This window comes from Glaciecola sp. SC05, from assembly GCF_041380235.1.
In the GTDB taxonomy this organism is placed as follows: Bacteria; Pseudomonadota; Gammaproteobacteria; order Enterobacterales; family Alteromonadaceae; genus Glaciecola.
Genome location: NZ_JBGIYY010000027.1, coordinates 32402 through 44688, shown reverse-complemented (window position 1 = coordinate 44688; position 12287 = coordinate 32402). Strand labels below are relative to the sequence as shown.

The 12287-nt window shown below is 44.2% G+C and carries 8 protein-coding genes and 1 pseudogene; 2 read left to right on the top strand and 7 right to left on the bottom strand.

Annotated features, from left to right (window positions below):
* Nucleotides 1-227, top strand: a 227-nt coding sequence (locus AB9H30_RS18645) for a hypothetical protein (protein ID WP_371196305.1), incomplete at its 5' end; no start/stop codon positions are given.
* 317 nt (nucleotides 228-544) lie between these two features.
* Here the strand turns inward: AB9H30_RS18645 and AB9H30_RS18640 are convergent.
* Both AB9H30_RS18640 and AB9H30_RS18635 read right to left on the bottom strand, forming a co-directional pair.
* A pseudogene (locus tag AB9H30_RS18640) lies at nucleotides 545-1777 on the bottom strand (TMEM143 family protein).
* Between the two features lie 106 nt (nucleotides 1778-1883).
* Nucleotides 1884-3047, bottom strand: coding sequence for a histidinol-phosphate transaminase (locus AB9H30_RS18635; RefSeq protein WP_371196304.1), 1164 nt, complete (start codon nucleotides 3045-3047; stop codon nucleotides 1884-1886).
* A gap of 292 nt (nucleotides 3048-3339) precedes the next feature.
* Between AB9H30_RS18635 and AB9H30_RS18630 the strand changes: the two genes are divergently transcribed.
* Nucleotides 3340-5238, top strand: coding sequence for a diguanylate cyclase (locus tag AB9H30_RS18630; RefSeq protein WP_371196303.1), 1899 nt, complete (start codon nucleotides 3340-3342; stop codon nucleotides 5236-5238).
* Between the two features lie 75 nt (nucleotides 5239-5313).
* Here AB9H30_RS18630 and prpF read toward each other — a convergent pair whose 3' ends face one another.
* The 5 genes from prpF to AB9H30_RS18605 all read right to left on the bottom strand — a co-directional run bounded on the left by prpF (nucleotide 5314) and on the right by AB9H30_RS18605 (nucleotide 11990).
* Nucleotides 5314-6489: a 2-methylaconitate cis-trans isomerase PrpF gene (gene prpF, locus AB9H30_RS18625; RefSeq protein ID WP_371196302.1), complete on the bottom strand. Its 1176-nt coding sequence runs from the start codon at nucleotides 6487-6489 to the stop codon at nucleotides 5314-5316.
* 73 nt (nucleotides 6490-6562) lie between these two features.
* Nucleotides 6563-9148, bottom strand: a complete 2586-nt coding sequence (gene acnD / locus AB9H30_RS18620) for a Fe/S-dependent 2-methylisocitrate dehydratase AcnD (RefSeq protein WP_371196301.1) — start codon at nucleotides 9146-9148, stop codon at nucleotides 6563-6565.
* 72 nt (nucleotides 9149-9220) lie between these two features.
* The gene (gene prpC / locus AB9H30_RS18615; RefSeq protein ID WP_371196300.1) at nucleotides 9221-10345 is read right to left on the bottom strand and encodes a 2-methylcitrate synthase; all 1125 of its coding nucleotides are present in this window, start codon (nucleotides 10343-10345) and stop codon (nucleotides 9221-9223) included.
* A gap of 85 nt (nucleotides 10346-10430) precedes the next feature.
* On the bottom strand, nucleotides 10431-11303 hold the full coding sequence (gene prpB, locus AB9H30_RS18610) for a methylisocitrate lyase (protein WP_371196306.1): 873 nt from the start codon (nucleotides 11301-11303) through the stop codon (nucleotides 10431-10433).
* Nucleotides 11304-11327: 24 nt separating this feature from the next.
* Entirely contained in the window at nucleotides 11328-11990 is a 663-nt protein-coding gene (locus tag AB9H30_RS18605) for a GntR family transcriptional regulator (RefSeq protein WP_371196299.1), read from the bottom strand.
* Nucleotides 11991-12287 lie beyond the last annotated feature (297 nt).

The window sequence follows — 12287 nt, the reverse complement described above, 5'->3', positions numbered from 1 at the left end:
GTGGTGCCTTTAGGGTGCAAATCAACACTCCTCAAGCCGAATGGTTTGACGGTGATGAGGTGGATGGAGGGGTGAATGTAGTGTCTTACAAAATAGGTCAAAACAAAGCAACAATTCAGCTTGAGAACGGTTACATTTTTCATATTCACTACCAGCAGCAAAAGGTTTCGATATTGTCACAGATAAGATCATACCTTGCTCGTGAGTGTTGTGAAATTGATACATAACAAGCAACTGAATTAAGAGCCACACACTGTGTCATGCCATTGGCGGGGAAGAACCCTCTAGTATTTGGTCTGCTTTTTATTGGGGTACTCATGAACGTCAGCTATCGGGAAAAGATAGTCTCATTATCAAGTTCTAAACAATCGTAAATTCACCTCACATATCATTAGAGCTAAAATCACCTTTTCACTCTAATGATGCCAAATACAAAAAAACATCAACGGCAGGAAACTGCCCAAAACTGCCCTTTATGCATCAAGGTACGATGCCCTTTTCCTAATCTACAGTGTTCAATTGACTAATTTCTAGCTTTTGCAATTTATGTAAACAATGCATCCCATTGCGCATCTAGGTGTTGGTGAGCATCTTTGATTGGATTCGCTGTGTACTTTCCGTTGTTGCAACTGACAATGCCGAATCAGGTTAATTTCGTCAACGCGTCCTCAATTTCAAAATCAATCTGATACTCAAATCTTGTCTTGAACCAGTCTTCAATTTTTTCATCTAACTGCTGACTTGATAGAGGCTGTTTATCTATCAGCAAAAAATAGTAGGCAAGTATTGCTTCTTTGCATTCTTCTTCTTCGGCCGCATCAACCAAGTGGTGAAACACTCCGGCATTATTGTCTAAATTTTTGAAATAGAGATTGTCTGCCAATGCTTTCATAAATTTGAGCTTTCGGTTTTTAAATTTACTCCACTCTTTAAAAATAAATCCGCCCAACACCCCAAAGCCAATGCCTAAAGCAAGAAGTTCTTGAGTGCCGATATTTACTTCTTTGTCTGACAAACCAAACCAGAAGCTGAACACGCCTGCCAGCAATAAGATTGAAGCTCCCAATTTAGTAACCAATACAACTGTACCTCCGACAAGGGCTGAACCGCCAATGATCGCTTTATCGATATTACGCATACGAACTTCACTGTTTGGAAACAGCATTTCTAAGTCGGCTTTAGGTACATTTTGAAAAAGTTTGATAATCGTTGAGCTGGGCTCAAAATGACTCACACTGCGCTTCCTATTTTGGAAATATTTGGCGTCTTTAAATTTGATGTAAATGGCAACTTTATCGTAATTAGTAAAGCTAACCTTTTGTTTTTTCAGTCCCCAAAACTTCACAATAGTTTCGGTTTTTTGATGCTCGCCGCGCCGATAAAACACCACCTTAGAAAAGTCTTCAAATTCAACCGCTAGGCGCACTTTAAATAGAGACTCCTCTTTTAAGGCATCGAGCAAGTCTTGATCAGTTACTTTTTCAAAATTAGCGGCGTTTAAAACCTCAGAAAATGTTTGCGAAAAGATTGTTTGTTTAGCATCTAGGGTTGCCATACTCGGCTTTTCTAAGGCGAGCGTATCAGCATTCGGATCAAAGGGCGCATAGTTGTCTTTTAATCTCTCTAGTGTTTGGTGGTACTGAAAATGTAAAGTACTTACCATCAGCTTGCAGAGTCGCTCAAATGAAGGTTTGTCTTGCTCACTTAAGCTGCCTTCATTCACGCAGGCCTGCAGTAAATCTGATTTTCTGACCGGAATAAATCTGTCTTTTTTGATGCTTTCTCGCATATGCTATTTACTCTTGGTACTGAGTATTTGCTTGTAACACTTCAAAACTATTGAGTCCTTACCACAATTATGTGTGCTGATTTTCACATTGGCTCTATACCCAATCACGCTCTCGGAATGCCCGTAAGGTTTCAACAAATTGTTGGGTCTGGTCGGGCGTGCCTAAAGAGATTCGATTCCAATATGGGCTTTCGGTCATTTTACGTCCCACCTTAATATTGTTTTCAAGCATTTTGCTGGTATAGCTTTCTAGGGGTTTGCCGAGACGATGCAAGATAAAGTTGGTGTGGCTTGGCACATAATCTAATGAAAGTTCATCCAAGGCTGCTGTCAAAATTTTCTTTGAGTGTGCGTTTGAAGCTAAGCTTCGGGCATAATATTCGGTGTCGGTCAGCGATGCAGACGCAGCAGCAATGCCGGCTACATTGATGTTAAACCCGGCCGCAAAGGGCTTAATAAGCGCGGCCATTTTTTCTGTCGCCAATCCATAGCCCATACGCATACCTGCCATACCGTATATCTTTGAAAAGGTTCTGCTGACGACTACCTTGTCGTTACCTGCTTGAATCATCGACAGCATGCTTTGGTAATCATCTATGCCGACTGCATAATCATAATAGGCTTCATCAATTAAAAAGATATGATTGTCGGGCGCATTTGATATCCAATTGACTAGGGCTTGATGCTTAACGATGTTGCCAGTTGGGTTATTAGGGTTACACAGATTGATAAGAACCGGCGTATTCTGTTTCAGTGCAATGGCTTTCATAGCAGCAATGTCGATAATAAATTCGTCATCTACCGGCACACCAATGACTTTCATACCGTGGTTTTCACTATAACCTTTGAGAGCACCAAAGGTAGGTGTGGGTTCAATCACCACAGCGTTTTGCGTCGCCGCATAGGTGACTACAGCGCTCAGTATTTCAGTTGAGCCATTGCCTAGGATCAACTGTTGCTCACTTACCTTGTGATGCGCTGCGAGTTCGCTGACAAAGCCGTTGTAATGCTCAACCGCGTATCGATTCCCAAACTGTATTAAAGCCTGTTTTGCCGCATTCATTGCCTTGACGGACATACCTAGAGAGTTTTCATTGAAGTGCAGCGGTAACATCTCAGTGCTTTGTCGAATTAAAAATTTTGCTGCGGTCTCAGCAAAAATTGACGGCGCATAACTGGCAACGGCAGCTAATGTCGCGCCATATCCGAGTTTCAATAAAAAGTTACGGCGTGAACGTAAATCAATATGTGCTTTCAATAGTATGCCCTGCAAATAGAAATCAGAAACTTCACTCTATGTAATAAATCAACTCAGCACAAGATCAACTGAGCTGATTTAGTCTGAGCATAGATTATGGTAAGAGCCGATATTAGTGTTGTGATCACCATATTGTAAATATGAACAACAAGAACTTAGCGACTTTGACCTGTGCAAACCGCTTACACACTAAGAGTCTCTGAACGGGCTTTTTAAGAGCAGCAGAAAATTTCAGAAATAGTAAATACAACCGATAATATGGATAACGAATATATTGTGACCTTTGCGATTAATGAATCAGATTTCTTTGCTCATCCTCATTGTGCTCTTAGCATCTTTAATTTTTAAAGACGCTTATGCTGCTGACGAGATGATTCAAGAAGATCAAATGCTTGATAAAATCAGTGAATTATACCATCGCGACACTAACTCACCCTCCTCAAAACTAACCACTACCAAAGAATTAGAAGTACTTGCGCGTAACAACAATTGGCAAAATGCATTGTTAAAGTTGAAGATACTTGAGGCGCAACTGCAGGTTGAAATGCGCGACCTACCCACAGCTGAAAAAATTATTGACGAGCTTGAGAGAACAAGCGACAGGTCCCTTGAATTAGAGAATAAAGTCAAGATACAGCTAATTCGCCTTAAAATTTTTGATAATTCAAAAAGCATTAATGACATCGAACGCTTGCATGAAGAGTTATTAGCAAGCGTGGATATTTTAGCCTCAGAAGATTTGCAGTCGAGGGTGTATCAACATGTTGGAGACAGTCATACTAGGCTCGAAGAATATGGTGCTGCGATAAGGTACTTAAGCTCAGCTTACAACATCTCTAAAAACATCGATGATGTGCGCGGCATGGCAAATCAGCTCAATTCATTGGCCGCCATTTACACTATTGAAAAAGATTATAAAACGGCCATTCGCTATTACACTCTTGCTTATGAACAAGTTCAAAAACTCAATAGCGCACATTTTCGGTCAATCATTGAATACAATATCGGCTACAACCAATACCGTGAGGGGAATTTCGAAGAAGCAGAGATCTACTATCTTAGAGCGATTGCCTCTGGCAAAGAAGCCAACTTTGAAGCAATCGGGGTCTATGCTCGACAGCAGATAGGCGTCTTAAAGCTACAAAGTCAAGAGTGGGAAGAAACCATTGAATTGAATCAACTAGCTTTTGATTTTTATGAAAAAGTTGGCGATACCGTTAGGCAGTTTTTTTCAGTAAATACCATGGCTCAAGCTGCATTAGGTATGAAGGACTTTGACGCAGCAACTCGCTATCTGCAAACAAGCTCAGAGCTGGTAAGCATACTCAACGTGCCAGACCGGCAAATCGAATTCAATAGCTTAGCTGCGGACGTCTACTATCAGCAAGGACAATATCAAAAAGCCTACGATGTGCTTAAAGACAATTTTCAACTGCAGCAAAGTACTTTTGATGACAAACAAGAAAAGCAGGCGCAAAAACATAAGATTGAGTTTGATACCGCACTAGTTCTAAGCCAAAACGAAGCCTTAACCGCACGTGAAAAACTTAGTCAATCTGTCATTACAGAACAGCTGCAAAAAGAACGTTTTTTAAGTTTAGTAATTGGGCTCACCATCTGTTGTTTTTTGCTTATAGGCTGGATTTTAATCAAGCAAATAAGAGTACGAGATAAGTTCAAACAACTGGCATTCATCGATGCACTTACCAATTCGCCAAATCGTAGAGCGATTCTGAACACCGCCGAAAATGTCTTTAATGAAGCAAAAGATAGTGCGAATAGTCGCTTTTTCATAGGCGTGATTGATATCGACTATTTTAAGCGGATTAACGACCGTTTTGGACACGACGTAGGCGACAATGTATTGTTTACCTTCGCTAAAGCTTGTAAGAAAAACGTAAAAGAGGGCGAGTTTTTTGGTCGCTATGGCGGTGAGGAGTGGCTACTGGTATTGCCGAATAGCAGTGAAGCCGATATCGCTAGAATATTTAAATGCGTGAGGGCTTATGTTAACGAAAAGACCATTGCGGGCATTCCTGATGATTATGAAATAACATTTTGTTTAGGCGCCGCGCAGTATGACAGCAAGCAAGACAACGAAGTAAATGATGTCATCACAAGAGCCGACAAAAAGCTCTACGTTGCAAAAGACAACGGACGAGACCAATTACAAATAGACGCAAAGCAATAATGAGCTGTAAACTCCGAAGGTTAACGCCGATAATACAGAGGTCTTTGCTCACATTTTAGCGAGTAAATAAGTGCTCTAAACCTTTGGCACCCTGATAAACCCTTCCATCAATATTCGAGCGCTTCTGCTCATCGACACTTTTTCAACCTGCCATTGCCCATCGACGCATGCAGAAGTCGCACCCACGCAAAGCGTGCCAGATGGATGCCCAAAGGTGACTTGCTTACGTTCACCACCGCCGGCCGCTAAGTTCACTAAGGTGCCTGGAATAGAGCCTGCGGTGCCAATTGCAACGGCAGCTGTGCCCATCATGGCATGATGCAGTTTACCCATCGACAGCGCGCGCACCGACAAATCAATATCACTAGCTTCAATGTGCTTTCCACTTGAACTCACGTAATTAGCAGGAGGCGCAACAAAGGCAATTTTAGGGGTATGTTGACGATCTGCAGCCTCGCCCAAATTCTTTATCAAACCCATTTGCAATGCCCCGTACGCACGCATGGTTTCAAATCGGCTGAGCGCTTCGGGGTCACCGTTAATCGCTTCTTGCTGTTCAACGCCGGTATAACCAATGTCAGCAGCATTTAAAAAGATAGTAGGGATCCCCGCATTAATAAAAGTCGCGTCAAACTCACCTACGCCGGGCACCACTAATTTATCGATTAAATGCCCGGTAGGAAACAGCGCGCCTTCGCCGTCGGCGGGGTCGACAAATTCGACTTTGACTTCTGCCGCCGGAAAGGTCACCCCATCTAGCTCAAAGTCACCGGTTTCTTGTACTTTGCCGTTGGTCATAGGTACGTGGGCAATAATCGTTTTTTGAATGTTTTCTTGCCAAATCATCACCTCGGCAATGCCGTTTTCAGGGAGTTTTATCGCATTGACTAACCCATTTTCGATAGCAAATGAACCCACTGCCGCAGTTAGGTTACCGCAGTTACCACTCCAATCAATGTGCGGCTTGTCGATGGCAACTTGTCCAAATAGATAATTAACATCGTGGCCTGACTTATCGCTTTTGCTTAATATCACGGTCTTACTTGTACTTGAAGTAGCACCGCCCATGCCGTCGGTATGCTTAGCATAAGGGTCAGGGCTACCAATGGCGCGCAACAGCAGTTTATCTCTGGCTTCGCCGGGCACTTGGGCAGCTTCTGGTAAATCTTCTAGCGCAAAAAACAAACCTTTACTGGTACCGCCACGCATGTAAGTTGCGGCTATTTTTTGTTGCGGTGCATACATACTCATACTAAACCTCAATAACGCGGCATCATTACTTACCACTATTTATTGTAAATACCTTAAAAAATGATACTAAACACTAACTTGCCGAGGCTAAAAAGTCTTCAGCAAAACGTTGTAATACACCACCAGCTTCATAAATGGATAGTTCTTCAGCGGTGTCTAATCTGCAGGTTACCGGCACGGTCATCTGCTCGCCAGTAGCCTTAGTAATAACCAACGACAAATTTGTTCCAGGTTGACAGTCACCCTTAATATCAAAGATTTCGGTACCGTCTAAGCCTAATGTGAGTCGGGTTACGCCTTCTTTAAACTCTAAAGGAAGCACCCCCATACCAATTAAGTTCTGACGATGAATTCGCTCAAAGCCTTCTGCCACTATTACTTCAACACCCGCTAATCTAACGCCCTTAGCAGCCCAATCACGAGAACTACCTTGGCCGTAGTCTGCGCCAGCCACAATGATCAAGGGCTGCTTGCGCTCCATATAGGTTTCAATCGCTTCCCACATGCGTAAAACCTTACCTTCAGGCTCCACTCTTGCGTATGAACCCTGTTTTACTTTGCCGTTTTCTGTGACCATTTCATTTAATAGTTTTGGATTAGCAAAAGTAGCTCGCTGAGCGGTTAGGTGGTCGCCGCGATGGGTTGCATAAGAGTTAAAGTCTTCTTCAGGCAGCCCCATTTTATGAAGATATTCGCCGGCGGCGCTGTTCATCTGAATCGCATTAGAGGGCGATAAATGGTCGGTCGTAATATTGTCACCTAATATCGCTAGCGGCCGTAATCCGGTAAGTAAACGCTTACCAGCTAAAGCACCTTCCCAATATGGCGGACGACGAATATACGTCGACATTTCGCGCCAGTCGTAAAGCGGGTTTAAGTTTTGCGCCTCGACTTTGATATCAAACATCGGCTCATAGACTTTACGGAACTGCTCTGGTTTAACCGAGGCTTTTACCACGGCATTAATTTCTTCGTCACTTGGCCAAATGTCTTTTAATAAAATGGGCGTTCCGCTCTCATCAAACCCTAGGGGATCGCGTTCAATGTCAAAACGAATGCTGCCAGCTATGGCATACGCCACCACTAGCGGAGGCGAGGCTAGAAAGGCTTGATCGGCGTGCGGGTGAATACGTCCGTCAAAATTACGATTACCGGAAAGTACCGCGGTCGAATATAAGTCTCGGTCTATAATTTCTTTCTCAATTTTAGGATCTAATCGACCGCTCATACCATTACACGAAGTACAGGCAAAGCCGACTACATCAAAACCTAAACTTTGCAGCTCTGGCAACAGCTCTGATTCTTCTAAATACAGCTGTACAGCTTTTGAACCCGGTGCTAGCGAGGTTTTCACCCAAGGTTTACGGGTTAAGCCAAGTTTATTGGCATTGCGAGCAATTAAGCCTGCCGCAATCATGTTGCGCGGGTTACTGGTGTTGGTGCAAGAGGTAATAGCCGCAATAATCACCGCGCCATCTGGCATAAGGTCGCCATCTACTTCGTATTTGCCAGCAATACCTTTACTTACCAAATCGGTCGTAGCCACCCGCGCATGGGGGTTCGAGGGGCCAGCCATATTGCGCACAACGCTTGATAAATCAAAGTGCAACACACGCTCATATTCAGCGTCAACCATGCCGTCGGCCCATAAACCGGTATGTTTGGCATAGTTTTCAACAAGCTTGACCTGCTCGTCTTCACGGCCGGTTAAAGTTAAGTACTCAGTGGTTTGTTCGTCAATATAAAACATCGCAGCGGTGGCGCCATATTCGGGCGTCATATTTGAAATGGTAGCTCTGTCGCCAAGGGTAAGGTGCTTGGTTCCTTCACCATAAAACTCAAGGTATGAAGACACTACACGCTCTTTGCGTAAAAACTCAGTAATGGCCAACACGATATCGGTCGCAGTGATCCCAGGTTGTGGCTTGCCGCTCATCTCAACGCCGATGATATCGGGGAGTCGTAAGTAAGAGGCGCGTCCTAACATTACGCTTTCAGCTTCAAGGCCGCCCACACCAATCGCAATTACGCCTAATGCATCTACCATTGGAGTGTGACTATCGGTGCCCACTAGAGTATCCGGAAAAGCGACACCATCCCGTTTTTGCACCACCGGCGACATGCGCTCAAGGTTAATTTGATGCAAAATACCGTTGCCCTGAGGGATCACGTCAACATTTTTAAAAGCGGTTTTGGTCCAGTTGATAAAGTGAAAACGGTCTTCGTTACGACGGTCTTCTATGTCACGGTTTTTTTGAAACGCACCTTCTTCAAATCCTGCATGTTCCACTGCAAGCGAGTGATCAACCACTAGCTGAGTAGGTACCACTGGATTCACTTTTGCTGGATCACCGCCTTTTAAAGCGATGGCGTCGCGCAAGCCAGCAAGATCAACCAAAGCGGTTTGACCAAGAATATCATGGCACACTACGCGAGCCGGGAACCAAGGAAAGTCTGAATTACGACGACGATAAATAAGCTGCTCTAATGCAGTTTTCAAGTCGGCTGGTGGGCATTTACGCACCAAGTTTTCAGCCAGTACCTTTGACGTGTATGGCAAGCCTTTGTAGGCGTCAGGCTTAATTGCGTTGACGGCGGCTTCGGTATCAAAATAGTCAAGGCGACTATTGGGCAAAGGCTTACGATATTCGTAATTCATACTATCCTCTCATACTAATGCGTGTTGTGGTGCTCATCTGTTTACTCAGACCATTAAATACTAGCTGGGCGCTTATCCGCGCTCATCTATACTAGGTACCGGTCTGAAATCTTCCCCATTGTAGTCAGCCGACGGACGAATAATTCGATTATCTGCGCGCTGCTCCATAACATGCGCAGCCCAGCCCGTCAGGCGTGACATCACAAAAATAGGGGTAAATAACTTGGTAGGGATCTTCATAAAGTTGTAAGCAGAGGCATGGAAAAAGTCGGCGTTACAAAAGAGTTTCTTTTCGCGCCACATCACTTCTTCGCACTTTACCGAAACCGGATACAACAGGGTATCGCCAACTTCAGCTGCGAGCTTTTCAGACCAAGCCTTAATAATCGCATTGCGTGGATCAGACTCAGAGTAAATCGCGTGCCCAAAACCCATTATTTTTTCTTTGCGAGCTAACTTGCCCATCATGCCTTGTTCGGCGTCTTCAACTGAGGTGAAACTCTCAATCAATTCCATTGCGGCTTCATTTGCACCGCCGTGCAGCGGGCCGCGCAGTGAGCCAATCGCACCAGTGATGCACGAATGTAAATCAGACAAGGTAGATGCACACACTCTGGCGGTAAAGGTAGAAGCATTAAACTCATGCTCTGCATATAAAATTAGAGACACATGCATCACTTGCTCAAACAGTGCCTTTGGCTTTTCGCCGTGTAGCAAATGTAAAAAGTGTGCACCAATTGAGTCATCATCGGTCTCAACATCAATGCGCACGCCGTCGTGACTAAAGCGGTACCAGTAACAAATAATAGATGGGAAGCATGCTAACATGCGATCGGCAGCATCCTGCTGCTGTTCAAAATCGGTTTCTGTTTCAAGGTTGCCAAGCATTGAGCAACCGGTACGCAACACATCCATCGGATGTGCGTCAGCAGGAATCCGCTCTAAGACCTCTTTTAGTGCTTGAGGTAATCCACGCAATCCTTTTAACTTTGTTTTGTAGGCGTCTAACTCAGCCTGCTGAGGTAAATTTCCCTTGAGTATGAGATAAGCGACTTCTTCAAACTGACAGGTTTCTGCCAAATCTTTTACGTCATAGCCTCTGTAAGTTAGGCCTGAGCCTGAAACACCTACTGTTGATAATGCGGTTTTACCTGCCACTTGTCCGCGCAAACCTGCGCCGCTTAGTACCTTTGCCATGTGTTGACTCCTACTGCTTTTCGGGGCTGATAGAATTTACCAGCTTTCGATTTAAATTAAATGTAAGTACTTACTTTCTTTAAATTTATTTCTTTTGAGCAAACAAGCTATCTAATTTTTGCTCGTAGTCGTGATATCCCAAGTACTCGTAAAGCTCCATACGCGTCTGCATGGTATCGATAACTGCCTTTTGATCACCGGTTGCTAAGATTGATTGATAGACATTCTCAGCGGCTTTGTTCATTGCACGGAATGCGCTGAGCGGATATAGCACCATCGCGGCGCCCCACTCACCTAGGACCTCTTTATTCCACAGTTCGGTTTGGCCAAACTCAGTGATGTTGGCTAACACCGGCACGTCTAAGGCTTCTGTAAAAGCTCGATAATGCGCTTCGGTTTGAATAGCTTCAGCAAATATGCCGTCTGCACCGGCAGCAACGTATGCCTTTGCGCGCTCAATAGCCTTTTCTAAGCCTTCTTGGGCAAAGGCGTCGGTGCGAGCCATGATGAAAAAGTCAGGATCGGTGCGGGCATCAACCGCTGATTTAATGCGGTCGACCATTTCTTCGGTGCTAACAATTTCTTTATTAGGGCGATGGCCGCAGCGCTTTTGAGCAACCTGATCTTCCATATGCACCGCCGCTGCGCCCGCTTTCTCCATGTCGCGAATCGTTTTAGCAATGTTGAATGCGCCGCCCCAGCCGGTATCAATATCGACTAATAAGGGCAAGCTGCTTGCTGAGGTAATGCGCAGTACATCCGCCAACACATCGTTTAGTGAGGTCATGCCTAAATCAGGCAAACCGTAAGAGGCATTTGCAACACCACCGCCTGACAAATAAATGGCTTTGTGGCCTATTTTTTCAGCCATGATCGCGGTATACGCATTAATGGTGCCTACCACCTGCAGTGGTTTGTTGTTTGCTAGTGCGTTTCTGAATTTTTTGCCTGCACTTATGTTTGCTTCACTCATCAGCTGTCCTCAATTTTGCTTTAATTTTGCTTCAATGTTGTTTTTTGAATAAAGAATATGCCGACGCATCAATAACTCCGCCAATTCCCCATCTCGATTTGATATTGCTTGCACGATGTTCTTATGTTCGACAAATGCGGTGGTTACCCGAGGGCCTGCCATACCCAGCTGCACTCGGTACATTCTCACTAAGTGATAAATGTTGTTGCTGAGCATCGAAATCAGCTGTTGGTTATGACTACCCAATAAAATTCGATAGTGAAAATCAACGTCTCCCGCCTCTTGATAGTATGACTCGCCGTCTTTTACTTCTTCAAAATGGTTAGCTAACAATTTATTGAGTTGGGCAATCTCTTTGTCACTCATATTCTGCGCGGCCAGACGCGCCGCCATACCCTCTAATGCTTCGCGCACCTGATACAGTTGAATGAGACCTTGATGGGTTAATGTGACCACGCGCGCGCCAATGTTGGGTTTGCGCTCTACCAAGCTGACATTTTCTAATCGATTGATGGCTTCTCGTACAACAGCACGACTCACGCCATGTATTGTCGACAATTCCGCCTCACTGAGTTTTGAGCCCGCTTCAATGACACCCGCAACAATATCAGAGCGTATAGCAATGAATATCTTATCTGAAGAGGTTATTGGAGACTCAGAAAACGGAGACATAAAGACCTAAGTGTGCATGGATTGTCGACAATATAGTAAAATTAATGTCTTCTTGCAATCACTTATGTCTAATTTGTTTACGACTTTGGTGGAAAGGCTTTAACCAAGACAGATGATAACTAAATTGAATAAACCAAACGTTCTTCTACGGATTAATCTTTTAGTTGACCCTCACCTAAGGTAATAGCACATAGTAAATTTCAACCGAGCCCCTTTACCAAGGAAAGTAAACCCAATGCGAGATAAAGCCGAAACATACAATGTCAGCGAACTGAGCAAAATCTCGGGAGTCAAATG